23 protein-coding genes are annotated in these 25624 nt (G+C 42.2%); 12 read left to right on the top strand and 11 right to left on the bottom strand.

Annotated features, from left to right (window positions below; translation table 11 throughout):
- The 4 genes from WBJ10_RS11270 to WBJ10_RS11255 all read left to right on the top strand — a co-directional run.
- Window positions 1-498, top strand: a 498-nt coding sequence (locus WBJ10_RS11270) for a DeoR/GlpR family DNA-binding transcription regulator (RefSeq protein WP_424290333.1), incomplete at its 5' end; no start/stop codon positions are given.
- Window positions 499-645: 147 nt separating this feature from the next.
- Window positions 646-2562, top strand: coding sequence for a glucosamine-6-phosphate deaminase (gene nagB / locus WBJ10_RS11265; RefSeq protein WP_424290331.1), 1917 nt, complete (start codon window positions 646-648; stop codon window positions 2560-2562).
- A gap of 122 nt (window positions 2563-2684) precedes the next feature.
- Window positions 2685-3842 (top strand): acyltransferase family protein, encoded by a 1158-nt coding sequence (locus tag WBJ10_RS11260; protein ID WP_424290329.1) that lies wholly within the window; start codon window positions 2685-2687, stop codon window positions 3840-3842.
- Between the two features lie 24 nt (window positions 3843-3866).
- Window positions 3867-6698, top strand: a complete 2832-nt coding sequence (locus tag WBJ10_RS11255; RefSeq protein ID WP_424290327.1) for a M16 family metallopeptidase — start codon at window positions 3867-3869, stop codon at window positions 6696-6698.
- Between the two features lie 45 nt (window positions 6699-6743).
- On the opposite strand, the gene WBJ10_RS11250 is transcribed toward WBJ10_RS11255, so the two are convergent.
- Window positions 6744-8276, bottom strand: coding sequence for a glycoside hydrolase family 10 protein (locus tag WBJ10_RS11250; RefSeq protein WP_424290325.1), 1533 nt, complete (start codon window positions 8274-8276; stop codon window positions 6744-6746).
- Window positions 8277-8538: 262 nt separating this feature from the next.
- Between WBJ10_RS11250 and WBJ10_RS11245 the strand changes: the two genes are divergently transcribed.
- Window positions 8539-9453 carry a hypothetical protein gene (locus WBJ10_RS11245; RefSeq protein WP_424290323.1) on the top strand — a complete coding sequence of 305 codons (915 nt, stop codon included), beginning with the start codon at window positions 8539-8541 and terminating at the stop codon, window positions 9451-9453.
- Between the two features lie 303 nt (window positions 9454-9756).
- Here WBJ10_RS11245 and WBJ10_RS11240 read toward each other — a convergent pair whose 3' ends face one another.
- Window positions 9757-10272, bottom strand: a complete 516-nt coding sequence (locus WBJ10_RS11240) for a hypothetical protein (RefSeq protein ID WP_424290322.1) — start codon at window positions 10270-10272, stop codon at window positions 9757-9759.
- Between the two features lie 320 nt (window positions 10273-10592).
- On the opposite strand from WBJ10_RS11240, the gene WBJ10_RS11235 reads away from it, so the two are divergent.
- The 6 genes from WBJ10_RS11235 to WBJ10_RS11210 all read left to right on the top strand — a co-directional run bounded on the left by WBJ10_RS11235 (window position 10593) and on the right by WBJ10_RS11210 (window position 15046).
- Window positions 10593-11123, top strand: a complete 531-nt coding sequence (locus WBJ10_RS11235; RefSeq protein WP_424290320.1) for an RNA polymerase sigma factor — start codon at window positions 10593-10595, stop codon at window positions 11121-11123.
- 361 nt (window positions 11124-11484) lie between these two features.
- Window positions 11485-11847: an alcohol dehydrogenase catalytic domain-containing protein gene (locus tag WBJ10_RS11230; protein WP_424290318.1), complete on the top strand. Its 363-nt coding sequence runs from the start codon at window positions 11485-11487 to the stop codon at window positions 11845-11847.
- Window positions 11789-12229 (top strand): hypothetical protein, encoded by a 441-nt coding sequence (locus WBJ10_RS11225; RefSeq protein ID WP_424290316.1) that lies wholly within the window; start codon window positions 11789-11791, stop codon window positions 12227-12229. Before WBJ10_RS11230 ends, WBJ10_RS11225 begins: the two co-directional genes overlap by 59 nt.
- 88 nt (window positions 12230-12317) lie before the next feature.
- A complete protein-coding gene (locus WBJ10_RS11220; protein ID WP_424290314.1) occupies window positions 12318-12491 on the top strand; it encodes a hypothetical protein in 174 nt (57 codons plus the stop codon).
- Between the two features lie 58 nt (window positions 12492-12549).
- Complete coding sequence (locus WBJ10_RS11215) at window positions 12550-12744, top strand: hypothetical protein (protein WP_424290312.1); 195 nt, start codon at window positions 12550-12552, stop codon at window positions 12742-12744.
- Between the two features lie 292 nt (window positions 12745-13036).
- The gene (locus WBJ10_RS11210) at window positions 13037-15046 is read left to right on the top strand and encodes an ATP-binding protein (protein ID WP_424290310.1); all 2010 of its coding nucleotides are present in this window, start codon (window positions 13037-13039) and stop codon (window positions 15044-15046) included.
- Between the two features lie 206 nt (window positions 15047-15252).
- Here the strand turns inward: WBJ10_RS11210 and WBJ10_RS11205 are convergent, their stop codons facing one another.
- The 4 genes from WBJ10_RS11205 to WBJ10_RS11190 form a co-directional block, all read right to left on the bottom strand.
- On the bottom strand, window positions 15253-16938 hold the full coding sequence (locus tag WBJ10_RS11205; RefSeq protein WP_424290308.1) for a Mur ligase family protein: 1686 nt from the start codon (window positions 16936-16938) through the stop codon (window positions 15253-15255).
- Between the two features lie 78 nt (window positions 16939-17016).
- The gene (locus WBJ10_RS11200; RefSeq protein WP_424290306.1) at window positions 17017-17808 is read right to left on the bottom strand and encodes a hypothetical protein; all 792 of its coding nucleotides are present in this window, start codon (window positions 17806-17808) and stop codon (window positions 17017-17019) included.
- Window positions 17809-17834: 26 nt separating this feature from the next.
- Window positions 17835-18056, bottom strand: a complete 222-nt coding sequence (locus WBJ10_RS11195; protein ID WP_424290304.1) for a hypothetical protein — start codon at window positions 18054-18056, stop codon at window positions 17835-17837.
- 15 nt (window positions 18057-18071) lie between these two features.
- A complete protein-coding gene (locus WBJ10_RS11190; RefSeq protein ID WP_424290302.1) occupies window positions 18072-18290 on the bottom strand; it encodes a hypothetical protein in 219 nt (72 codons plus the stop codon).
- A gap of 289 nt (window positions 18291-18579) precedes the next feature.
- On the opposite strand from WBJ10_RS11190, the gene WBJ10_RS11185 reads away from it, so the two are divergent.
- Window positions 18580-18723, top strand: a complete 144-nt coding sequence (locus tag WBJ10_RS11185; protein WP_424290300.1) for a hypothetical protein — start codon at window positions 18580-18582, stop codon at window positions 18721-18723.
- Window positions 18724-18802: 79 nt separating this feature from the next.
- Here WBJ10_RS11185 and WBJ10_RS11180 read toward each other — a convergent pair whose 3' ends face one another.
- From WBJ10_RS11180 to WBJ10_RS11160, 5 genes are all read right to left on the bottom strand, one after another.
- Window positions 18803-19852, bottom strand: coding sequence for a PAS domain-containing sensor histidine kinase (locus tag WBJ10_RS11180; RefSeq protein ID WP_424290298.1), 1050 nt, complete (start codon window positions 19850-19852; stop codon window positions 18803-18805).
- Between the two features lie 11 nt (window positions 19853-19863).
- Entirely contained in the window at window positions 19864-23595 is a 3732-nt protein-coding gene (locus WBJ10_RS11175; protein WP_424290296.1) for an ATP-binding protein, read from the bottom strand.
- A 69-nt stretch (window positions 23596-23664) separates the two neighbouring features.
- Window positions 23665-24549 (bottom strand): ACP S-malonyltransferase, encoded by an 885-nt coding sequence (fabD, locus tag WBJ10_RS11170; RefSeq protein WP_424290294.1) that lies wholly within the window; start codon window positions 24547-24549, stop codon window positions 23665-23667.
- Window positions 24550-24564: 15 nt separating this feature from the next.
- Window positions 24565-25197, bottom strand: a complete 633-nt coding sequence (folE, locus tag WBJ10_RS11165; protein WP_424290292.1) for a GTP cyclohydrolase I FolE — start codon at window positions 25195-25197, stop codon at window positions 24565-24567.
- A gap of 12 nt (window positions 25198-25209) precedes the next feature.
- Window positions 25210-25620, bottom strand: coding sequence for a 6-pyruvoyl trahydropterin synthase family protein (locus tag WBJ10_RS11160; RefSeq protein ID WP_424290335.1), 411 nt, complete (start codon window positions 25618-25620; stop codon window positions 25210-25212).
- Between the last annotated feature and the right edge of the window lie 4 nt (window positions 25621-25624).

The following is a 25624-nucleotide window of genomic DNA, read 5'->3' as shown; positions in this document are numbered from 1 at the left end:
GCGATAAGTCTGATCTCAGAAGGAATGACCGTACTCACAGGAGGCGGAACTACAATGCTGGAAATGGCCAGGCTTGTTCCTGACGACCTGGAAGCAACCTTTTTCACAATCAGCCCTTTGGTAGCGTTGGAACTTGCAGAGAAAAATCTATTAACTGTAATTCTTTTAGGCGGAACTCTCAATAAAAATGCACAGGTTAATATGGGAGCCAAAACCATTGCAGACCTTTCAGAAATTGGTGTCGATCTTTGCTTTCTCGGTGCAAATGGGATAGACCTTAAGGAGGGAATTACCGACTCTGATTGGGAAGTACTTCAAGTTAAAAAAGCGATGATCAGTTCTTCCGCCAGAGTTGCAATTATGTGTATTGGAGAAAAACTTAACTCTGTGAAAAAAATGAAAGTGTGTTCTCTCAATACAATTGATTATCTGATAACTGATTTGGTTCCCACCGATTCGCGTCTGTCTTTATATGAAGAGCATACATCAGTTATTTAAAGAAGCTATTTACGCTTGGAATCCCATGAATATTCTAAAATCCCGTTATACACCACCCCTAATACCCTATTTAAAGCCCATTGACAGAGTCAGTCCTACCAAAGTTTAATTTTTTTATATTTGCTTCTCACCTTTTAAATATACTTCATGGCTCGTTTAAATCTACTTGAAGAAACCCGTTTCGAAAAGCTACCTGTAACCGTTTATCCCGACACCGACACCGCCTCTAAAAAAGTCGCTCGACGAATTACCGACCTCATTCAGAAAAAGAGCAAAAATGGCCAGCATGCTGTACTTGGTCTGGCTACTGGTGTCACCCCTATCGGAGTCTACAAAGAACTCGTTCGTATACACAAAGAAGAAAACGTAAGCTTTAAAAATGTCATCACTTTTAACCTTGATGAATACTTTCCGATGAAGCCTACCTCATCTCAGAGCTATGTCAGCTTTATGAAAGAGAATCTATTCGATCATATTGATATCGACATGGCAAATGTCCATATCCCTGACGGAACTCTTCATATCGAAAAGATACCAGCATTCTGTCTTGATTACGAGAAAAAAATAACGGATCTGGGCGGACTTGACCTCCAGATTCTGGGAATTGGTCGTACGGGCCACATTGGTTTTAATGAGCCTGGATCGGCCCCGAATTCAGGTACACGTCTTGTAACTCTCGACGATCTTACCCGACGGGATGCTTCGCGGGATTTTGGAGGAAAACAGAATGTTCCTACAAAAGCTATCACCATGGGTATTGGGACTATCTTCAAAGCCCGTGAGATCATCCTCATGGCATGGAACACCAAGAAAGCTTCAATTATCAAAAAAGCGGTGGAGGGTGAAATATCATCAGATGTTCCGGCGACATACCTTCAGCTTTCAGAAAACGTAGAATTTGTTCTTGATCAGGATGCAGCGTCCGACCTAACTCGTTTTAACACACCGTGGCTTGTTAAAGATTGCGTTTGGGATGGCGCTCTTATCAAAAAAGCGGTTATCTGGCTTGCAAATCACCTCGATAAGCCAATTTTGAAACTTACTGAAGAGGACTATAATAATAACGGTATGGCTCAACTGGCTACTGAAAAGGGGCCGGTTTATAATATCAATATCGACATCTTTAATAAAATCCAGCATACCATTACCGGATGGCCGGGGGGTAAACCAAATGCGGATGATATACAGCGTCCGGAACGTGCCGAGCCTGAGAAGAAACGTGTGATCATCTTTTCGCCCCATCCTGATGATGATGTAATTTCAATGGGCGGTACATTTATTCGCCTTGTTGACCAGGGTCATGATGTACACGTTGCCTATCAGACGTCCGGAAACACCGCCGTTTGGGATGATGACGCTTTACGCTTTGTTGAATTCGCACGCGATTTTAGTAAGGCTATCAGTATGGATACGCAGAAATTAGACGACCTGTACGTTTCAATGCGTGCCTTTCTTGAAACCAAGCAGCCTAATCAGGCTGATACGCATGAAATTCAGACTCTAAAAGGTTTGATACGCAAGGGTGAAGCGATCAGCGGTGCCCGATTTGCAGGCTTGCCGGATGATCATATTCATTTTATGGCGCTTCCTTTTTATGACCGTGGTAAGACTGAGCGTAAGCCAGAATATGAAGACGACATAAAGATTACCATGGAGCTTCTTCAGAAAATTCAGCCACATCAAATTTTTGCTGCCGGAGATTTTGCCGATCCTCATGGCACCCATAAAGTTTGCTTTGATATTATAGTACAAGCACTTAACCGACTAAAAAACGAAGAGTGGATTAAAGACTGCTGGTTATGGATGTATCGTGGTGCATGGCATGAGTTTGAAACTCATGAAATACAGATGGCTGTACCGCTTTCCCCACAGGAAGTTGAACGTAAGCGTTTTGCGATATTCAAACATCAATCTCAAAAAGATCGTCCGGTTTTCCCTGGCGATGATGCACGGGAATTCTGGGTCCGCGCAGAAGATCGTACCCGTGAAACAGCTAAATCATACGATAGATTAGGTCTTGCTGAATACGAAGCTATGGAAGCCTTTGTGCGCTGGAATTTCTAGTAAATAAATGAAAATATATCACTCCTGATGCCATTAAGGGCGTCGGGAGTGATATATTTTTTCCCCCGCCTTTTTTATTCGCTAAAAAAAATGCAGATTTAGTACTCAATTAACTAAATCAAATGGCGAAACCTCCAATATTACAAACTTCACCACCCAGACTACTTTCCCTGGACGTTTTCAGAGGACTAACAGTGGCCGCTATGATCCTGGTAAATAACCCGGGTAGCTGGAGCCATATTTATGATCCGCTTCAACATGCTGAATGGCATGGATGCACCCCTACTGATCTTATTTTTCCGTTTTTCCTTTTTATTGTGGGTGTTTCTATAAGTTTCGCACTTGGATCGAAAAAAGACCATGTAAAGCATTCTACATTAATTGTAACTGCTTTAAAAAGAGCTTTGATATTATTTGGGCTGGGCCTATTCCTCTCTCTTTTCCCCCGGGTGTTCACTGAGCCTCTTGAAGCTCTTAAAACAGTCCGCATACCCGGTGTACTTCAAAGGATCGCAGTGGTGTTTTTCGTTGCCGCGGTGATATTTATTAAAACAACGGGGAAGACGCAGCTAAGAATATTCATAGTCCTTTTAGTGGGATATTGGATCCTTATGACATTTATCCCGGTGCCGGGAGTGGGATACGCTAATCTTGAAAAAGAAACCAATCTTGGCGCCTGGCTGGACCGTACCATACTTACGGAAGCGCATTTGTGGCGCTCTGCCAGAACCTGGGATCCTGAAGGGATACTGAGCACTATGCCTGCCATAGCTACTGGTTTATTTGGCGTATTAATCGGCTCATGGCTTAAGAGAAAAGACAAGCCCGATGCTGAAAAAATCTCCTGGATGTTTTCAATCGGACTTATCTCTGTGATCCTCGGCTTGATTTGGGACTTGTTTTTTCCAATCAATAAGGCGCTCTGGACCAGCTCCTTCGTATTGTATACCGGCGGACTTGCAACACTTGGTTTAGCTTTATCCTACTGGATAATCGATGTTCAGGGATATAGGAAAGGTACTACCCCATTTGTTGTGTATGGTGTTAATGCAATAACTGTTTTCTTCTTATCAGGACTTATACCCCGCATCTTAAATATGATCCAGGTTGAGATGCCCGATGGATCAAGCGCTGGTTCCCGTGAATGGATGTATCAGACCTTTTTCACCCCGTACTTTTCGCCAGTTAATGCATCACTTGCCGGTGCGGTAACTTTCATATTGATTTGGCTGGTAATTCTTTGGTGGATGTACAATAAAAAAATAATTATAAAAGTTTAGTTTTAATATAACTAACTCAATCTTATGAATAAAATCTTAAAAGTCTATATCAGCAGCTTCGCGATATTGATTTCGGTAATGGGCATTGTAAATGCTCAAACTACCACTAAATCTGCACAAACCAAATCCTCCGAGACAATACCTCTGGATCCGGCAATTAGAATAGGGAAGCTTCCCAACGGTTTCACCTATTATATCCGCAAAAATGCTAAACCAGAAAACCGGGTCCAACTCTATCTGGCCAATAAGGTTGGGTCTATCCTTGAAAACGAAGATCAGCAGGGTCTTGCACATTTCATGGAGCACATGGGCTTTAACGGAACTAAAAACTTTCCAAAGAATGACCTGGTGAACTACCTTCAAAAAACCGGAGTAAGGTTTGGTGCCGATCTTAATGCTTATACCAGTTTCGACGAAACGGTGTATCAGCTCCCTATCCCCTCTGATGACCCGGAAGTTCTCAAGAACGGAATGCAGATCATGCGCGATTGGGCACAGGATGCTACACTTGACCCTGCTGAGATAGACAAAGAAAGAGGTGTGGTGATTGAAGAAAAACGATTAGGAAAAGGTGCTCAGCAGAGACTGCAGGATAAGTACCTTCCGATGATATTCAATAATTCGAGATATTCTAACCGCTTACCTATCGGGACGGAAGATGTACTGAAGAATTTCAGCCATGCAACGCTTCAGCAGTTTTATAAGGACTGGTACAGGCCAAATATGCAGGCTTTAATTGTTGTAGGCGACATTGACGTGAATGCAATGGAGGCTATGATAAAAGCCAAATTCTCTGATCTTAAAAATCCGGCTAAACCAAGACCTCGTACGAATTACACGATCCCATTGATTAATAAGAACCAGTTTATGGTTGTTACCGATAATGAGTTTCCGGTGACGGTAGCACAAATTCTTATTAAACACCCGGAATCGAAGCTCATTACTAAAACAGATTACAGGAATAGTATTGTAAGATCGTTGTTTAACCAAATGGTGGCTGCACGCTTTGGAGAACTTAGCAAACAGGCTAATCCCCCATTCTTACAAGCAGGTGCTAACATAGGGGGCTTTCTAGCAGGATTAGATGTTTACAATGCATTTGTAGTAGCAAAACCGGGCGAATTAGAACGGGGATTTAAAGCCGTATTAACCGAAACCGAAAGGCTGAAAAGATTTGGATTTACGCAAACCGAGCTTGATCGGGCGAAAGCTTCGTATTTAACCAATATGGAAACTGCACTCAAAGAAAAGGATAAAACCTCTTCTGATCAGCTGGTTAACGAGTATGTCCGGAATTTCCTCGAGCAGGAAGCCAGTCCGGGCATTGCCTACGAACATGAACTTGCTACGACGTTTACTCCCGGCATTACCCTTCAGGACGTAAATCTGTTGTCTAAAAAATATATTACTGACCTGAACCGGGACGTCATCATTATGGGTCCGGAGAAAGATAAAGCTAATTTACCAAATGAGGCAACCGTAAACGGATGGATCAGCAACGTTAACCAGGAAAATGTGACCGCATTCGTTGATCAGGTTTCTGATAAACCTTTACTTTCCGCTAACCTTTCGGGCGGAAAAGTAACATCAGAAAAGAAAATTAATGAACTGGGGATTACAGAGTACGAGTTAAGCAATGGCGTACGGGTGATACTTAAGCCTACTGATTTCAAAAATGATGAGATTAATTTTATGGCATTTAGTCCCGGAGGTAGTTCACTTTACAGCGACGCCGATTATCAGTCGGCTAGCTCGGCAACTGCTGTCGTTCGAAGCGGAGGCATTGCTGATTTTAATTCGGTTCAGCTTCCGAAAATGCTTAGTGGTAAGATAGTTTCGGTGAGCCCTTATATCGGCGAGCGCTTTGAAGGCATTTCTGGAACAGCCGCTCCTAAGGATCTCGAAACGGCACTTCAACTTACCTATTTATACTTCACCCAGCCTCGTAAGGACGCCGAAATTTTTAAAGGCCTTATCGCCCAAACCAAGGGAAGCCTGGCAAACCGCGAGAATGATCCAAATAGTGTGTTTGCTGATTCGGTGGCTGCAATTTTAAGTAGCTATAATGTCCGACGCACGGGTCCATCCATTCAAAAGGTGGAGCAGATCGACCTTGACCGGGCTTTCGATATCTATAAAGACCGCTTTGCCGATGCAAGTGATTTCACTTTTACTTTCGTGGGTAACTTTGAGCCTGAGAAAATCAAGCCGATGTTTGAAAAGTATTTAGGGTCCCTTCCTTCTACTAACAGGATGGAAAGCGCGAGAGATCTGGGAATTAAAATCCCGGCCGGCAAAATCGATAAGAAAGTTTACAAAGGCAAGGAGCCGAAAGCAAATGTAAGATTAGTGTTTAGCGGCGATTACAACTATAACGAAAAGAATAACAATCAGCTTGATGCCCTGGCAGAAGTTTTATCAATCAAACTTATTGAACGTCTTCGCGAAGATGAAGGGGGTGTATATGGCGTAGGTGCACGGGCATCTTATTCAAAAATGGCTCAAGGGCGATATACGATGACTATCACTTTTGGAAGTGCCCCTGAGAATGTTGAAAAATTGATTAACTCAACCCTGGACGAAATCAATAAGATCAAACAGAATGGTGCCCAGCCAGTGGATCTGGATAAATTTATAGCTGAAGAGACGCGCACCACTGAAACCCAGTTAAAGGATAATGGATTCTGGCTAAGCTATCTTAACAATCAGCTTCAAAACGATGAAGATCCTAAGCAGGTATTGACTTATTTAGATTCATTGAAAGAACTTACTCCGGCCGCTCTGAAAACAGCAGCTAATACCTACCTGAGTGGTAATAACTTAATACGGATGGTTTTACTTCCTGAAATGAAGTAATCATATTTCTAAAAAAGCCCCGGATCTTTCGATTCGGGGCTTTTTTTATTGCAACATTCTAGCCTCAGCCACATTTGAAACGGAGCTTTCGTTCTTTAGACGATCAATGGTCGTTACCACATATATATAACTATTGTTCGCGCTTACGTCTCTATCTGTAAAAGTAGTTTGTTTGGCGTCAAAGCTGATATTGATAATATTGGCTGGGTTGTCAATATTAATGTTCCTTCCTTTTGGAAACCGGTAAACCACATAGCCATACGCTTTTTCTTTATCCTCAGAAATGGTACCTTCTTTCCAGTTTAGCTCGACGCCCTGACTCATCGCTTTAGCAGTAAGCTCATAAGGCGGATTGGGAGAAACAACATCCAGCCATAACATTTGAGGTTGCAAGGCCGGATAGCGATAAAAATTATTTCGTAATGAATCCTTAACTCCCGCCATATTGTTGGTAACTGATTTTGAACTAAAGAAAACGCTTCCCTGCGCATTCGGATTCTTTCTTAAGTACCGGATTTGATTGGGTATTTGCCTCCGGTCGCTCCAGCCCGGGCGATTTTCCATTGATCGGTAAACTCCCTGTCCTATATAAACGTGTTTTCCAAAAGAGTTATCTGTCCACCAGTCTACAAGTTTCTCGTAAGGTGCCACTGCATATCCAAAGGGGAAATAAATTTGTGGATTAATATAATCTAACCATCCCTCCTGCACCCATTTGCGTGCATCGGCATACAGCTTCCCGTAACCATCAAACCCATTACTTATAGAACCATTCGGGTCCTGGCTGCGATTCCGCCAGATACCAAAAGGGCTAATACCGAATTTAACATGTTTTTTTGCGGCATGGATGCTATCGGAAAGCACATGAATTAATGTGTCTACATTATTTCTTCGCCAATCTTCCACATTCTTGAATCCCGCACCATACCTATAAAATGCCTCCCCATCGGGTATTGCCCGATTCGCTTCCGGATATGGATAGAAGTAATCGTCGAAATGCACACCGTCGATATCGTAGTTTTTCACCACATCCATGACAACCTGAACAATGTAGCTTCTAACCTCAGGCAGACCGGGATTAAAGAGTTTCTTCCCGCCGTAAGTAAAGAACCAGCCTGGCTTTTGCTTGGTGATATGTTTCGGACTTGTATGAGAATCAACCAAGCTAAAAGTTGCCCTGTAAGGATTAAACCATGCATGTAACTCCATTCCCCTTTTATGAGCTTCGGTTAATGCAAACTCTAAGGGATCGTAATACGGTGCCGGTGCCTGGCCTTGTACTCCATTTAGGTACCGGCTCCACATCTCCCTGCCTTTACCGTAAAATGCATCTGCTGCGGGACGAATCTGGAACATAATGGCATTTATCCCGGTTTTTTGATGATCATCAAGGATGCGTATCAACTCGGCTTTTTGAACCTGGGTACTCAAGCCTGGTTTAGAAGGCCAGTCAATATTAGCTACCGTAGCTACCCACGCTCCCCTGAACTCGCGTTTCGGCGTAGAATTAATTTGAGAATGTACCGATATTGAGAAGCTGCAAAGGAAAAAAAAGAGGAGAAACTGCTTTGAAATCATAGAATTGACCAGAATTTGAATGGCAAAGATAATTATCTAACTATTGGAATAGAACGTTTCTTCAAAATTATAAGTATACCGGGGAGTCCATATTTCTTGTATTTTCACCAGGGCTAGTGGAATTTTAACTGTCCGGAATAATGACAATCAATTCAGGATTGTTAACTTCGTGTTTATTCAAAACAATAAATTGGCTATTGCAGAAGTTTAAGAGTAGCAATTTCACATGGGCATTTAAATAATTAAAATCGGACAATTGAACATGGAGAACCAAAATCAGGATCAGCCTATCCGCAAGGATTCCAATAAAATCTATTTCTTAATCATAGTAATCATGGCTCTGTTGGGAACAAATGCTTACCTCTTCTTTAAAGACAAAAAAGCAAGTGATCGCATAGTAACTATCAGTGATGAAAAAACAAGCATGCAGACTGAAATTGATAAAATAGAAGCCGAGCTTGATAACGCGTCAACGGATAAACTGAAGCTTTCTGAACAACTGGAGAACGAACAGTCACTTGCAAGAGCGAAGATTCAGGAACTACGGGTAGCATTGAGGAAAGGTCAACTAACCCAGGGACAGCTGGAAAAGGCTAAGGAGGATATCAAACAGCTTCGCTATTTCGTAACAAAATACACTGCAGATATTGATGTGCTTAGAAAACAAAACATAACGCTTATTACAGAAAGAGACGAATTAAAAACTGCTGTAGATTCAGTGAGCTCCAAAGCCAGTGACCTGGAGAGGGTGAATCAAGAGCTTAATACCAAAGTTCAGGTGGCAGCTGCACTTAAGACTGGTAACGTATCTGTCAGCGCATTTGAAATAAGAAACAATGGGAAAGAAAACGGAGTTACCCGGGCAAGTACCGCAGAGAAAATAAGGATCAATTTCTCTGTTGTAAATAATTCTATTGCAGAAAAAGGCCTTCACGACATTTTCTTCCGGATAGTAGACCCTAGCGGCAACCTGATTGTTTCAAGTACCGGTGGTATGTTTACAGCCGATGACGAAGAGCTTCAGTACACCTATAAGACCGCTATTGAATTTGCAAACGACGGCAAATCATATTCTATTGATTGGGCAAACCCGGCTGAATTTCAGAAAGGAACATATACGGTAGTGCTTTATGCTGATGGCCATACCATGGGCAAAGGTGAGGTGACTTTAAGATAAGGCATTATTTGCATTGTTTAATCACATAACATGATTTAGCACCATTCGTATATTAACGCTGACAAAACATTTAATATGACATTATCAGATAAGGATTTCAGAGACGAATATAAACCGATACAGATTCCCGCTTCCTATGAACTTAACGACTCACTGGAAAACCGCGCTATTTTCGCCCTAGCAAGCTTGGGCGAAGCGAATGGGGACGAAGTGTTTGAAAAAATACGCGAATTTGAACCTAACATCAAGGAAGTCACTATTAAATTTATCAAGCAATACCTTTTCAGCCTATATGAGAAAGGACTACTGAAAGGGAACAAAGAAGGCAACAGTATCAGGTATAATCTGAGCAAGATAACTGCGCCGAATGATGGTTATGTAGATCCGGAACGGCTTGCACCTGGTTTGGATTAAATGAAAAAGGGAAGGCAGCATTTCTTCATTTACCGGGCTTGGACAAGGCCTAACCTTAATCGCCACAAACTCTAAGGATTCTGCCTCATCAGAAATACTTTTAATCTTCTCAATACGCACCCAATCGTAACCCTTACCAGACTTATTACCAGGGCCGGGTATATTAATCCTTATATAATCACCCTCTTTAGCACGTCCGGATATTTCGGTTCCAGTTGCATCAATGAGCTGGAACCTGGCCAGGATATCTCCACTTAGCTCATGCCATTTGGAAACATCCATCAGTCGGTCTTTAACTATTTCAAACTTCCATAAAGCCTCCTCGATACTGTCCAGTTTGATTTTTGATAATGTATCAGTGCTTGCGCCATGCTCTTGTTTTGGAATTATTCTAGGTGTTCCCATAATTACAAATGTTTGAATCCGGATTAAATGCCAGCCCGATTAATGCTATAACCTAATAGGCCAACATCGGGCATTTAAAAATGGTTTGGTAAATATTAACCCGAATTTATTCAGATAAGATGTCCGAATTGCCGTTCGGAATTTTAATCACCTGCACTAAATAAGTAAACGGGATTAATCGCAATGCTTTCAGTTTTTACCTGATTTTGCGGGAAAACCCTACGGAAACTACGCATTTACTGCGTTTTTAGCTAATAGGGCACATACTTTGATGTTTTGTTTGCACTACGAAACCAAGTTTTTATCTAACCACACTTTCTATGAAAACGCTCGACTTTAACTCCATGCTTACCGATCATCGGAACTCTCTTAAAATGTATGCTTTGCACTTTACACATGACGCTGACGATGCGAACGACCTTGTTCAAGATACCATGCTCAAAGCGATTACCTATTACACCAAATTTAAAGAGGGTACCAATATCAAGGGCTGGCTGTATGTGATCATGAAAAACACGTTTATCAATAACTATAGGAAGTTCGTGAGGATGAGTTCCTTCGTAGTGAAGGCAGACGAAATATCATCTGCTAACCTAATGTACAGTTCAACCAGAAATGAAGCCGAGCCGAAGTTTGTAATGGATGACCTGCAAAAAGCACTGAAAAAATTGCCGGATACCTACCTTGTGCCCTTCACCATGTATTTCGAAGGCTATCGATATTATGAAATTGCGGAACATCTTGCGATTCCAATTGGAACAGTTAAAACAAGAATACACGTTGCAAGGCAGCTTATTAAAAAATACCTGCAACCTTATTCTGTTGGTCGTGAGGCGTTTTACAATAATTGATAAAACAGCGTAGTCTGTTTGGCGTTCTGAAAGTATGAAAGACTTAGCCAGGCTCTTTCCTGAAAATCCGATTTTATCTCCATCTGATCTTACACCAAGTAGCAGTGGGCCTCAAATAGCCTGTCTGTTAAATCCTGGTGTATTTAAATTCGACGGCAAAATTTGGCTGCTGGTAGGGGTCGCAGAACGACCGGAACAGACTAAAATCCGTAGACTCGGGATCTGTAGGGAGGAATCACGTATTTACTACCACCAAATCAAATATTAGCCCACAAACCCAGATCCTTCCAGCCATGTTACTCTATCAATACCTTCAGAGCCAGTTAGGTTCTGATTAAATGAAAGGAGTAAAATGTTAGCGATGAATTACATAGGTCCGTTCAGAATAAGAACGACCCAAAAACCCTACCCGGAAATTTTGCATCCCGAAGATGCAATTGTGCGGGTTACCCGCTCATGTATCTGCGGTTCCGACCTGCACTTATATCATGGATTAGTGCCTGATACACGGGTGGGAAGCACCTTTGGACATGAGTTCATAGGGGTTATTGAAGAAGTGGGCACCGCGGTAACCAAAGTGAAGCCTGGCGACAATGTCATGGTACCGTTTAATATATCCTGCGGAAAATGTGCTTTTTGCAAACAAGGGTTGTTTGGAAATTGTCATGAATCTAATTCTATGGCAACTGCCGTCAGATGTATGTATAGACGCGGTGGGCTGTGAGGCCGCCGGAAATGCCTTCCAGACCACCACGGGAAGAAAACTAATGCTTCAGGCAGGATCTGCTACCGCTCTGCATTGGGCGATTAACTCGGTTAAGAAAGGTGGCATCGTGTCAGTAGTGGGTGTGTACGGACCAACCGACAACCTAATCCCTATTGGAAATGTGGTCAACAAGGGAATAACCATCAGGGCTAATCAGGCATCGGTGAAACGCCTCTTGCCCCGATTGATCGAGCACGTTCAGGCAGGAAGGATTAACCCTAAGGGGATAATTACCCACCGGATACCCCTTGAAGAAGTCGCGGAAGCCTACCATATCTCCTCAGCGAAGCGCGATAACTGTATTAAAACTGTTCTTATACCACCTAACGCAGGTAAATAAATCACACCATGGAAATTAAAGAAAATGATTATTCGCATATAAAGGGCTGGGGAATAGACGCCGACGATAATAACGAACCACCTGCCCTATGAAAAACTATACCGGAGATGACCATAACCGGATAAACTGGGAGCGTCCGGAACAACAGAAAGAAAGTGTCGAGATCCTCCATTCGAATGAGAGGCCCTCGGTTAGTGCTGTGTTTGGTACCACCAGCCCCCCTTCGGGCCTTAGCGGGGGCAATCCGACTCTATGCATTTAAACATAGCGAGAACGAATACACGCATTGGCTCCCGCTTCTATTTGCGGATCGGGTTAACGTGGTAGAAGGAATTATTGAAGATCTAAAAGATGGATATTTTCCCAACTTTCTGGCGGAACGGGGTTGGGCTGCTGAATGGAAATATAACAAAAAAGAGGTGGTAAAGAATGTATTAACAACCGCTGCAGTAGCAGGTGCTATTCTTTATTTTAGTATGAGAAACACCAGATCAGAAAAGGTTAAAAAGGCATAAACAACAGAAAGCCTCATTAAAGTAGTCTCATTTGGAGAGGCTTCTTTTTTGTTTTCCCCCGGCTTGATGGATTTTCAAACAATTTTCGAAATTGCATTGTTAAGTCATTAATTAAAAGCAATATAACTGCTAACCACACAGAATTCCCTGAGCCAAGTGCATGAAAGCACAAATAAAGTCTAACCGCATGTCCCGTGGCAACAGTTAAACTGTATTGACGACAGAATTTGCAAATTGATAGATATGGTCCATGCTAGGCGTGTCCCAGTTAATCTATTTAACATCGGTTTTCATGACACAAATGCAATCAGGGTCCTATAAGACGTATTTTAAAGGCGGGGGTGAAATGGGACACCTTACACGTTCGTTTGATTGGTGTACCAATATATTAGGTGATCCCCAAAGCTGGCCGCCGAGTCTACTTACAACGGTAAGTATTATCCTCCGTTCCAAATTTCCGATGTTTTTGTGGTGGGGTCCGGAGCTTATACAGTTTTATAATGACGCTTATCGCCCTAGCATGGGGAATATGAGCAAACATCCGCACGCCCTGGGGCAACGCGGTAAGGATTGCTGGCCGGAAATCTGGCCTACTATCAAACCCTTAATTGATCAGGTTATGGAGGGTGGAGAGTCTATCTGGTGCGAAGATCAGTTAATTCCGATATACCGGAATAATCAGATGGAAGACGTTTATTGGACATTTAGCTACAGTAGTGTAATAGACGAGTCCGGTAATCCCGGCGGTGTATTGGTGATTTGCCATGAGACTACCGAAAAAGTAGTTGCTCACAAGAATCTAAAAAAAGCCGCGGAAGATATTCAACAGGCAAGAATTGCAGCAGAAAATCAACTTGATCGTCTAAATACTATTTTCATGCAAGCTCCTGTCGGCATTTGCATTTTAAGTGGCGACGATTATACGTACGAATTTGTAAATCCCTCTTATCAGCAATTATTTCCGGGTCGTGATCTATTGGGTAAGCCTGTACTAGAAGCTCTGCCTGAATTTAAAAATTCCCCTGTCTGGGATATCTTAAAAGATGTTTACCAAAATGACGAAGGATTTGAAGGCAAAGAGTTGCTGGTTCCGCTGGCCAGACAGGCGGATGGGGAGATCGAGGAGAGATACTTCAATTTTATTTATCAACCCAGGCATCAAGATGATAATATCATCGGAATTATTGTAATAGTTTTCGAAGTGACTGACTTGGTTCAGATAAGAAAAAACCTGGAAACTACCCGCGACACGCTTCAGCTTTCACTTGAAGCAGCCGAGCTGGGAACCTTTGATATGGACTTGATCAAAGGAACCATGAAGTGGAATGACCGTTGCAGAACTTTGTTTGGAATCAAACACCATGACGCCGTCACCTATGAGCGAGATTTTGTAAAAGGCCTTCACCCGGACGATAAGGAAAGGGTCCTGAAAGTTATAGGTCAGGTATTAAACAAAGCGGTGAGCAACGGCGATTACGATGTGGAGTATCGCACGATAGGTGTGGAAGATCAGAAAACTCGGTGGGTAAGGGCAAAGGGGAAGGCCTATTTTAACATAGAGGACAGACCGATACGTTTTCTGGGAGCTGTATTGGATATAACTGAACAGAAATCCGACGAGATTCGAAAAAATGATTTTATTGGGATGGTTAGTCACGAGCTAAAAACTCCGCTCACGTCATTATCAGTCATAGTCCAGTTGCTCAGCAACAAATTCAAGGAAAGCGAAGACTTCTTTATCGTTAACGGTCTTAAGACCGCCCATGGGCAGATATTAAAAATGACGAGTTTAATTAATGGGTTTTTAAATATTTCACGTCTGGAGTCTGGCAAAATTTACCTAAACCGAGAAAACTTCGTCCTCAATGAGTTAATTTATGAAATGGTTGAAGAAAGCAAGTTAAGTACGAATTCGCACCTTGTGGAAATTCAAACATGCGGTACACTAACTGTATATGCAGATCGGGATAAAATTAGTTCAGTGATCACAAATTTTATCAGCAACGCCATAAAATATTCCCCCGCCGATAGTCATATTCGGATTGAATGCAAAAATAATCACGATTATGTGCAGGTCAGCGTGTCGGATAAAGGAATGGGAATTAAAACAGAGAATCTGGAGAAAATTTTCGACCGTTATTATCGGGTCGAAACTGATCTAATCAAGCATATTTCCGGATTTGGAATTGGCTTGTATCTGTGCGCTGAAATAGTTAAACAACATACAGGGAAGATTTGGGTTGAAAGTGAAGTGGGAGTAGGATCAACATTTCATTTTAGTCTTCCGATCAATTCGAAATGAATGTGGCTTATCAAAGAAAAAAATCACTGTCCCGATCCACGGATTTACCTGGTACAGCCTTACTGTCTAGGTTGACTGGGATTCGGCCTTAAGGAATGATGCAGGCAATGTAAATTCACTTGGCTTATATGACCTGGATAGAAAAATCAGGTTTGATACGGGTAAATTCTTTTTTAAACTGGTAAACCTCACAACCCGGGGGTTCTTTAAGCTTCATCCATTTCCAACCGGTGTAATTCCTTCAGAAAGGATGATGTCTTATGGACCTGTTCCGTGTTGATAAATATCCATGACCCAGTTTCTGCATGCCGAATAGCAAATTCAGCAGCTTCTATTTCTTTCGATATTATTTTAACCGGTATTTCATCATCTACCTGCGAGATACCCTCAAGCAAAAGGCTGGTTATTTCTTCGTTAGTCCGACCCCTCCCGTCTTTGTCATGCCGAATGATCAGTTCGTCAAAGGTTTCTGCAGCAATTTTGCCAATGATACTTATATCTTCTGGCCTTCTATCGCCAGCAGCTGCAATTATGCCCACCTTTTTTGAGGCCTGGACATTTTCCGCGTACTTTTGTATCTGCAACATGCCATCTTCGTTATGGGCGTAATCCAAGAGCACATTGAAATTTGAAAACTCGAAATTGTTCATTCTTCCTGGAGTGCTGTCGGCCGATGGAATAAAAGAAAGTAAGCCCTGCCGAATTACAGAAACGGGTATATCTGAAACAAATGCTGCAAGGATGGCGGGCATAACATTTTTAATCATGCATTCAGCATTTCCTTTGAACGTAAGCGGCACTTCGTCAATGCTTGCCACAAGTTGCTTCTCGCCCCCAACGGAAAGGTAAAAACCACCCTGGTCCACATAGGCAGCAATACTACCATCACTAATATGCTTGAGAATCCTTGGGTTGCATGCATCAAGGCTGAATAAAGCAATATTACAGCTGAGTCCTTCCCGCATTTTGAAAACCAGATCGTCGTCGGCATTTAAAATCGAATATCCCGAATCAAAAGTGCATTTTGGAACAACTGCCTTGACGCGCGCCAGTCCTTCAATCGTATCAATTCCATCAATACCCAGATGATCTTCAGATATATTGGTTACCACACTTACATTACATTTATCGAATCCCAGTCCCGAGCGAAGGATCCCGCCACGGGCACATTCCAGCACGGCAAAATCGACAATGGGATCAGCCAAAACCAGTGCCGCACTACGCGGCCCGCTGCAGTCCCCAGCTTCGACAAGCTGACCGTCGATATAAATTCCATCGGTCGTCGTAAATCCTGGCGTAAAACCAGCATGACTTGCCAGATGGGCGATAAGTCGTGTGGTTGTAGTCTTGCCGTTAGTACCAGTTACTGCAACGAGTGGAATTCGGCCAGAAGAACCATCTGGGAAAAGCATATCTACAATTGGGGCAGCTACATTACGTGGCTTACCTGCGGACGGGGCGATATGCATACGAAGTCCGGGACCGGCATTTACTTCGACAACTGCCCCATTTTTATTTGTTATCGGTTGCGTAACATCTTTAGTCATTATATCAATGCCGCAGATGTCGAGGTGCATTAAACGCGCTATTCGTTCCGCGAGAAAAATATTATCAGGATGAACTTCATCAGTAACGTCATCGGCTGTGCCCCCCGTCGACAAGTTCGCGGTGCTTTTCAGGGGAACGACACGTCCTGCCTCCACGATGGACTCAGGTGTAAGGAATTCTTCATGAAGCAATTTAATGCTTAGATCATCAATAGTGATTTTCGTTAACGAATTTTCGTGACCTTCACCCCGCCCCGGGTCTTTGTTCGTTTCATCTACCAACTCGCGTATGGTGGAAACACCGTCTCCGGTAACACAAGCGGGCGTTCGTCTTGCTACTGCCACAAGTTTGTAATTAATTACAAGAAAGCGATGGTCAAGACCTTCAACGTGCCTTTCGATGATTACATTCCTGGATATTTGCTAAGCGGTTTTAAATGCAGCAAGCGCATCGGCCTGATTAGAAATGTTGGTCGTAATGCCTCTCCCATGATTACCATTCAATGGCTTAATCGCTAGAGGATAACCCAGCTTTTCGAGGGCCCCTTTCAGTTCCAGCTCTTTGGACACCACTACGCCTTCTGGAATGGAAATTCCCCCTCGTTTTAGAATGGTTTTCGTAAGGTTCTTGTCTTGAGCCAGGCCGCACGCTATTGAGCTGGTAGTACCTGCTACCGCTGCCTGGAAAAGTTGCTGGTTCCTGCCTTGGCCCAAATAGGTAAGCGAAGAAAGGTTAAAACGCACAACCGGAATATTTCGCTTCTTCGCTTCGTCCGCGATTGCTTGGGTGCTGGGACCCATACTTTCACGTTTCCTGATCCGATGTAAGTCTTCAATCCCTTTTGGGAGGTCAAATTCCTCGCCGGCCACAATACTATTTATCAAAGCGACAGCCATATGGGCAGCCTGAACCCCCGCTTTTTCAACTGAATACGAAAACAAGACACAATCTTTATCTTCCGGGATTTGAAAAAAGGTATTTTCCATACCTCCCATCCTTTGCAAGATCAGTGCAGTCTGGCAAATAATTTCGCCGACAGATTGGGTACCAGCCAGGATTTCAAATGAAGGCTCCATCAAACCCATTTTCACAATGAGAGCTGAGATATCATACTGCTCTTCTGATGCAGGACGGATTTTTAAAATGATTAGCTTGGGATGATCTACCGACCAATAATTTGGGCCGCGCATTACTTTTAATTGTACGATTTCCATATAGCTGGATTTATTAAAGCAATTTCTTATTTGTGTGGAGGATGGATCTCCCGGATAGTATAATGGTACCCGCCGGCCAGCAGCCTTACATGGAGGTCGCGGATAAATAAAACGTATTTTTCAGTTGACGATAAATCGAATCCCGATACATTCTCCGGAGAGTTAGCCGCAACGCTTAGACTTAGCCCTAATAGTGGGATTTGAAAGTGTAGGAAAGCTGTCGGGGAAAGCTCGCTGTCAATTGTCAACTCTCAGTTTAACAATCAGTTTCTCGCATGATCATCCTTAATGATCTTCGCGTCTTCCTGGTAAGATTTTTTGAAAGCTTCCGCATCGAGCTCTCCGTTTTCGTCGGTATATTCCTCAGCTGCCGGCAATTTTTCATTGTCGTTATTGATTGTTGATTCCGTCATCGAATCTTTCATCGCCTCTCCTTTTTCATTAGGAGCAGTCTTCTCATGGTTGGCTAATTTGTTCTTCATCGCTTCACTGGGTAAATAACTATTGCTATAAACTAAACGGGGGGTCTTTAGATAGACAAGACCTGTTTGTAATTACAATCAATGACGTCCTTCTGTTTTCAAATGACTTAAATCCCGTATTAATATGCTGATTGATTTTGTTTAGATACGGCAATCCCTTCACTCACCGGACACCTATGGCATAATGCGAAGTCTGCCCAACTTATGGTGCAATCATTTGCCAGGTGCCAGATTCCCTTTTCCTCGTCTATAAGTAGGTTGAGCGTGTGTTCAGCTAAATTAGGAAGATATGTATTTCGTGGGACGGCTGGCCAGCTATAAATATTATAATATGGACCAGGTAGTGGCTAAGGCGCTTTCAACTTTCAAAAAAATCATCTCAGAAAACCCTCTAAAACCTACAAACGGACATCTGGTAATTAATGGCGGGTAAGAGAAAAGTGTGACGGCCGAAGGGTTAGAATAATCAGATGATGAAAAGCCGCTCAAAAGTGTAAAAGGATGGGAAAATGTTACTTGGCTTCGATTTCATTTTTTCCTTTTGGAATTTCAAAGAAGAAGGTAGTTCCAACACCTTCCTGACTTTCAAACCAAATTCTGCCCTTGTGCCATTCGATAATCATTTTAACTATTGAAAGGCCGAGGCCGGTCGTAAGTTCCCCATTTAACCCGGTTCTCCTGGCTTTGGTGAATTTGTCGAAAATACTATTCTGTAATTCATTCGGGATACCAATACCTGTGTCGGAAAGAGAAAATATTACCGAATCTTCCCGGTCTTTGATATCCATAGTAATCAACGCACCGGGGTGGGTGAATTTTAAGGCATTTCCCACAAGGTTGTTCATAATCTGCATGAACTTTGCTTCGTCGACTTCCAGGTAAATACTATCCCGGGAAGTTGTGAAACGAAATTCTCGATCAGTAGCCAAATCTGATCTTTTACACTCTTCTATGTACTCGTCAACCTTCAATGCAATATCTACTCTTTCAAGTGATAATTCCACATTGACAGCATCTAATAATTCACGATTGACAAGGTTCACTATAAGGTTGACAGACTGATCCAGGATACCGGATATTGACTTGGTCAGTTTAATCAGCGCTGGATCATTAACCTTGCTATTGATGGCCTTTGTAAGCGAATTAGCAATAACAAGCGGTCCCCGAAGATCATGAGCTAACATATTAAGAATTGAATTCTTTTTGTTTGCGTATTTGCTGATATTCTCGATGCTGTTTCGTTCAGCTGTTATATCCATAACTTTTACAACGATCAAATTCTCCTGATCTGTTTTGATAAGAAAAGGAGTTGCTTTAACCCATAAATGTTCCCCATCTATTATAATTCGAAACTCCACATCGTCTATTAACGAATTTCCGGTAAGCTCGCTGTATTTCTCACTCAAATAATCAATATCATCAGAGTGAATATACGACAGCATCGTCTCCGGTTCGATTTGATCACGGCCCTTTTTTAATAAGCCGCAAAAGGAATCGTCAATAAACACTAAACTGGACTGGTCACGATCATATACAAAGCTGATATTGTTGTATGTTTTCATATTCATTTTATTCAAACCTCATTTTTTACCATCGGGATCCTTATAAAGAATGTAGTGCCAGTGCCTGGAATCGTATTGAAACTGATACTGCCGTCGATGTTTTCAATGGCTTGTTTAACAAAGGCAAGGCCGAGCCCGGTACCCGAACTTTTCGTGGTAAAATTGGGCGTAAATATGCTTTGTCCTAAGGTTTCAGGGATGCCCGATCCGTTATCGTGTATTTCTACAAGAACATTACGCTCTTTGCAATAAATTAAAATCTCGATTAAGCTTGGTATATTTTCCTGACGAGCTTCTATAGCATTTTTAATAAGGTTATGGAAGCATCTCAATAACTGGTCCCGGTCAGCTTTCACAAAAACATCGCGGTCACAGTTATCCTCTATAGTAATTGTAGTGTGATCAGATTGCCTGTAAAGTTCGATAGACTGGGCAATAATTTTTTTAAGATCGATGCTTTCCAGAATAACTTCAGGCATCTTCGCAAAGTTGGAGAATTCAGATGCTATTCTGGACAGGCTCTCTATCTGTTCAATAAAGGATTTACTAAACTTTTCAAATTTTGCATCGAATTTTGGATCCTTTTCCTTCCATGACTTATCAAGCAATTGGACCCCAAGTTTTAGCGGTGTTAGCGGGTTTTTAATTTCGTGAGCAACCTGCTTTGCCATCTCCCGCCATGCGGTTTCTCTTTCAGATCGGGCAAGCTTAAGCGTACTCTCTTCCAATGCCGCTATCATGATATTATATTCTTTAATGAGATTCCCGATCTCATCGTTCCGCTTCCACAAAATGGGTTCATTCTTGCGCCCGATCTTCGTTTCGCTCAGGCTTTTCTGAACCATTGTCAGCGGGCTTGTAATCCGGTTGGCAACGAACACAGCGAAGAAACCAATTGCCACAAACACAAGGGCATAAATACTTATTAAAGCGTTCAGAAATACCCCTATTCTTTCTTCGTAATCTTTTTCATTAGAGAAATAAGGCAATCCGAGATAGGCTATCGGTTCATTTTTATTGTTTTTTAGCGGAACATAAGCTGCGAGATAGGAAAGGTCGCCGATGCGCTCCGTATTTATATATTCTGATTTTTGGAATCGATTCAGAAATAAATAGGATAAGGAATTCATCTTCCGGGCAATTAATCCATTCTCATAGATCTTAGGTTGCGTCGAATGGATTAGGTTACCTTTCAGATCGAAAAGATTAAGGTCTGCTCCGTTAACCTCGGCATAAGTATTAAATGCAAGATTGGCCTGGTCATTTCTTGTAAGGATATCATTGTCTGATAACTGTTTACTGAAATCCAATGAGATCTTGGTTATTTTATTAAGAATGGTCTGGTCCTGCTGCTCGCGATATTGCTGACTGATGTTATAATAGGTAATGATCCCCGTGATAAGCAAGGTAAGAACAACCGCGGCCACCATAGAGAATTGTATCCGGGTTTTATACAACATCCTGTTTGTAGAGATCAGAAAATGCCAGCGAAAATTCCGGAAGCTGATATCATAATTCTGCACGCTGTACCAAAGCCAGTGGAGCAGATAAACCAGCATCGCAAAGAACAATAGAACCAAAAAAATAAAGGACGCCGAAGCAAGTTGATTCAATAAATCGCTTACTTCCCTGCTTATAACGATAAGCTTCCGCTCATTGGGTTTATAAATTAAATGGTTATAGCTCTTTCCATTGTCAACGTTGTCTACAAATACAAAGTCTTTGATCTTTCCCTTGAAATTATAATTCTTAAGGTTATAAACATATTTACCATGCTGGTTTAAAAGAAGACCATCATTGTAATAAGCATAAGAATAGTCTCTTAATTCAATATCTTCCTTAATCTTTCCATCAACCAGCAATTCAGGAAAGGCCCCCATCTGGTCTAGACGCTTGGATGTCAGCTGGAGCACAAGGGTTCCTAATACATTTGTACTATCCCGAATAGGTAACAGGGCAAAATAATGCTGAAAGCCAAACGTGTTATTTTTTCTGTAAAAATATTCGGAGACTTTTACTGAGCCTTTGAGGACGAGATTTTTAAAGCTGGCCAAAGCCATACCGTCATCACCTTTAAAAGCCATGCCCCTTACATCATATTCAAATGCCGCAAAATCATATCTCGACAAATAACCAGCGATATAAAGCTTGACCAAACGATTATGTAAAGCCGCATGACTCGCCAGGGGGTTTTTAAAGAAGTCGATCACGAACCTGTCTTCAAGTATCTCTTTTTCGATATTATAAAATAGCAATACGGCATTTGGGTCGCCTGCCGATTCCAGTTTTGCAGCCAACAGTTTACGGCTCTCCCGCTCTTTCGTAAACTGAAATTTTGAAAGTTTCAGGGAACCAATAACTGCAAAGATGAGGAGACAAAGTATAAAAGACCCCGGATTGAACTTCTGATTATATCTATAATATGCCCATCCCGACACCAGGAGGATCATCGCGAAGAGTAAGAAGAAGACTGTGAAATCAGAAAAGAAAACCCGATAAATGAATACCAGGAATAAACCGCCCATGAAAATTAAAATGCGCTCCTTATTATTTAATAAAAGGGAATCAGACAGGGCAAGTGCCGAATCAATAATAAGGTATAGATTCAGAATTGAAAAGCAGAAAATAATGATACCCAGCCAGCTAAGCCAGTTCGAGTTTAGAACATTAGTAACATCAAAGCTGATATTGGAATTGGTGACCAGGCCGTAAAAAAGATCATTGGTAATAACCCCGGTTGCGCAAACAATCGATCCTGTAATAATAAATACAATGTAGCTTACCAGCTTTGTGAGTTTCTTTTCCGAATGCAGGAGCTGGAAACGGTAGGAGTGAATAAACGCTAGAATCCAGGTGAAGCACAAGACATTTATCAGGAATTCGCCAATGGATGGAAGAAAGTAACTTGACGCATAGTGCCGCGGATTGAAAATATCAACTCCGAAATTATCTGCAAGCCACCTGAATTCCAGATCCAGCAAGCGTAACACAATTACAAAACCCGCTAACAACAACACTGCAAACCAAACTTTACCTTTATTAGCTATTGAAATGGCGAAATGAGTGACAAAAATTAACAGGAATAGCATTGACAACAGCCACATCCACAATTCGAGGGTGGAGTAAAACAGGTTGTCAACGTCTGGGTTTATCTTTACAGAAAAAAGGTATTTGCCCTCGATATTGCGTATATTAAAAACTTCCCTGTCAGATAAACTGGCAATATTCAGGTTGTTCGCTGTGGTAAGATCCGCGTGAAACTCGTTTCTCAGATACTCGTTTTGATAAGGATACCTCGACATTATCGGTATGAAACATACTACTGAGAAATCACCGGATGATTTCTTGATTGCCTCATAATATCCATTTTCCCAGGTGATAAACGTACTTCCTTTTTTTAACAGACTATCGCTCTCCAGAACAATCTTTATCCCACTCCAAAATTTCAACTTCCCCTTTTCGAATGTTTGGACATAAATATTCCGCGTCTCATTTACATCGGAAATTACATACTGAGACCAAGACTCGTTGCGGGTAATATTCCGGAGTGAGTCAAGGTATGCTGGGTTATTAAGAAAGTTTTTTACGAATTGCTCTTTCTTTTGAAGGTTGCGTTCGATCTTCTGTCCGTCGAGCTGAAGAACTTCCTGCTGGTTAATTGTTAGTCCAATAGTTAGCGCAGTTGATGCAAAGCCAATGGCCAGCATTAACAGCAATAACCTGATCTTAAAATTCCCGCTCAACGACGATAGTTTTAGTAAAATGAAAGAGGCCGAGTGCAAACACTGTGCCTATGAAATTATATTAAAGGTTCATGCCAGTGAAGCACTACTCGTTTCCACTGTACGGTTAACCTTTTTCACAAGGCCTTGCAGTACATTTCCTGGCCCCACTTCAGTAAAGGAAGTAGCTCCATTTTCAAGCATTTTTTCCACAATTTGAGTCCATCGAACAGCTCCGGTTAATTGCGCTGTCAGATTATGTTTTATGCTAGCAACATCTTTGTATGACTTGGCGTCAATGTTTTGATAAATTGGGCAAATAGGTTCCTTTATATCGGTGGCTTCTATAGCAGCCTGAAGTTCTACACGTGCGGACTCCATAAGCGGCGAATGGAAAGCCCCGCCAACATTTAATTTCAATGCCCGCTTGGCACCAGCTTCCGTCAGCAATTCACATGCTTTGTCAACACCTTCAATTGTTCCTGAGATAACGAGCTGTCCGGGACAATTGTAGTTTGCCGGAACCACAATATCGCTGATTCGCTGGCAGATATCTTCGACGGTGTAATCATCCAGACCCAATATCGCTGCCATGGTAGAAGGCCTGATCTCACATGCCTTTTGCATGGCGTTTGCCCGAGCACTGACGAGTCGTAAACCGTCCTCAAAGCTTATCGCTTCCGCGGATACCAGAGCTGAAAATTCGCCCAGTGAATGTCCGGCAACCATGTCAGGCTGGAAATCATTCCCCAGCTCTTTCGCCAGGATAACGGAATGCAGGAAAATAGCCGGCTGGGTAACCTTTGTTTGCTTAAGATCCTCTTCTGTTCCGTTGAACATTATATCGGTAATTCTGAATCCGAGGATTTCATTAGCCTTTTCAAACAGATTTCTTGCTTTCTCTGAATGATCGTAAAGATCCTTTCCCATCCCTACAAATTGGGCACCCTGACCCGGAAACAGATATGATTTCATATGGTATATTTATGATTAGCTAAGATTAGATGCGATTAGCCTTAAAAACTCACTGCGAGTGGTTTCCTTTGCAAACTCGCCTGTAAATGCAGATGTTGTTGTCACTGAGTTTTGCTTTTGTACTCCTCTCATCGACATACATAAGTGTTTACACTCGATGACGACTGCTACACCTGAAGGTTTTAAGGTATCCTGGATGCAGTCCCGTATTTCATTAGTAAGCCGCTCCTGAACTTGTAGGCGCCGGGCAAACGAATCGACAACCCTTGGGAGTTTGCTCAATCCAACAATCTGGCCATTAGGAATATATGCGATATGAGCCTTACCAAAAAAGGGTAGCATATGGTGCTCACACATGGAAAACACTTCAATGTCTTTTACAACGACCATTTGGCTGTAATCTTCCCTGAACATAGCCGAACGGAGAATTTCTTCCGGCTTAGAGTCGTATCCGTGTGTTAGGTATTGAAGTGCCTTAGCAACTCGCTCCGGGGTTTTTAAAAGCCCTTCACGGGATGGATCCTCACCAAGGTCTTCTAAAATGGCTTGGTAGTGCGAGGCGATCCGGTCAATTTTGGCCTGATCGTAACGGTCGATTTTAACGTACCCGTCGATCTGCTCTTCATTGTAGTCTTGTTCCTGGTCCATGTATTTAGCTTATTACCCGAAATATTCGACAGAATTGTTTTCCGTTTCAAACAGTTTAACACTATGCAGCTGGGCTCCCTGTTCTTCGATATAAGGTTTAAGCCTTTCAAATATTGTTACCGCAAGTATTTCTGTAGACGCCAATTTGCCCTTCATAAAGCTTACATCAAGATTAATATTCTTGTGATCGAGCTCGTTGGTGACATACGTAGTTATAATAGCCTTAAGTTCTTTAAGGTCTACCACAAAACCAGTTTCCGGGTTAATTTCTCCCTTTACGGTAACAAATAATTCGTAGTTATGTCCGTGCCAATTTGGATTGGAACATTTCCCGAAAGTTTCCAAATTCTTTTCGTCACTCCAGTCCTCACGGAACAATTTATGAGCCGCATTAAATCGCTCGCGGCGTGTAATATAGATCATGGTC

The sequence above is a fragment of the Daejeonella sp. genome, assembly GCF_049655485.1.
Classification (GTDB): Bacteria; Bacteroidota; Bacteroidia; order Sphingobacteriales; family Sphingobacteriaceae; genus Daejeonella.
This window is presented reverse-complemented; position numbering and strand designations above follow the sequence as displayed.

What these genes read in the sequence shown, in the direction of transcription:
- WBJ10_RS11235 (WP_424290320.1), top strand. Translation starts at nt 10,593, where the DNA reads ATGAAAACGCTCGACTTTAACTCCATGCTTACCGATCATCGGAACTCT.
- WBJ10_RS11180 (WP_424290298.1), bottom strand. Translation starts at nt 19,852, where the DNA reads ATGAAAACATACAACAATATCAGCTTTGTATATGATCGTGACCAGTCC.
- WBJ10_RS11230 (WP_424290318.1), top strand. Translation starts at nt 11,485, where the DNA reads ATGAATTACATAGGTCCGTTCAGAATAAGAACGACCCAAAAACCCTAC.
- WBJ10_RS11225 (WP_424290316.1), top strand. Translation starts at nt 11,789, where the DNA reads ATGAATCTAATTCTATGGCAACTGCCGTCAGATGTATGTATAGACGCG.
- folE (WP_424290292.1), bottom strand. Translation starts at nt 25,197, where the DNA reads ATGGACCAGGAACAAGACTACAATGAAGAGCAGATCGACGGGTACGTT.
- fabD (WP_424290294.1), bottom strand. Translation starts at nt 24,549, where the DNA reads ATGAAATCATATCTGTTTCCGGGTCAGGGTGCCCAATTTGTAGGGATG.
- WBJ10_RS11245 (WP_424290323.1), top strand. Translation starts at nt 8,539, where the DNA reads ATGGAGAACCAAAATCAGGATCAGCCTATCCGCAAGGATTCCAATAAA.
- WBJ10_RS11220 (WP_424290314.1), top strand. Translation starts at nt 12,318, where the DNA reads ATGAAAAACTATACCGGAGATGACCATAACCGGATAAACTGGGAGCGT.
- WBJ10_RS11260 (WP_424290329.1), top strand. Translation starts at nt 2,685, where the DNA reads ATGGCGAAACCTCCAATATTACAAACTTCACCACCCAGACTACTTTCC.
- nagB (WP_424290331.1), top strand. Translation starts at nt 646, where the DNA reads ATGGCTCGTTTAAATCTACTTGAAGAAACCCGTTTCGAAAAGCTACCT.
- WBJ10_RS11240 (WP_424290322.1), bottom strand. Translation starts at nt 10,272, where the DNA reads ATGGGAACACCTAGAATAATTCCAAAACAAGAGCATGGCGCAAGCACT.
- WBJ10_RS11255 (WP_424290327.1), top strand. Translation starts at nt 3,867, where the DNA reads ATGAATAAAATCTTAAAAGTCTATATCAGCAGCTTCGCGATATTGATT.
- WBJ10_RS11250 (WP_424290325.1), bottom strand. Translation starts at nt 8,276, where the DNA reads ATGATTTCAAAGCAGTTTCTCCTCTTTTTTTTCCTTTGCAGCTTCTCA.
- WBJ10_RS11190 (WP_424290302.1), bottom strand. Translation starts at nt 18,290, where the DNA reads ATGAAGAACAAATTAGCCAACCATGAGAAGACTGCTCCTAATGAAAAA.
- WBJ10_RS11210 (WP_424290310.1), top strand. Translation starts at nt 13,037, where the DNA reads ATGACACAAATGCAATCAGGGTCCTATAAGACGTATTTTAAAGGCGGG.
- WBJ10_RS11185 (WP_424290300.1), top strand. Translation starts at nt 18,580, where the DNA reads ATGTATTTCGTGGGACGGCTGGCCAGCTATAAATATTATAATATGGAC.
- WBJ10_RS11160 (WP_424290335.1), bottom strand. Translation starts at nt 25,620, where the DNA reads ATGATCTATATTACACGCCGCGAGCGATTTAATGCGGCTCATAAATTG.
- WBJ10_RS11200 (WP_424290306.1), bottom strand. Translation starts at nt 17,808, where the DNA reads ATGGAAATCGTACAATTAAAAGTAATGCGCGGCCCAAATTATTGGTCG.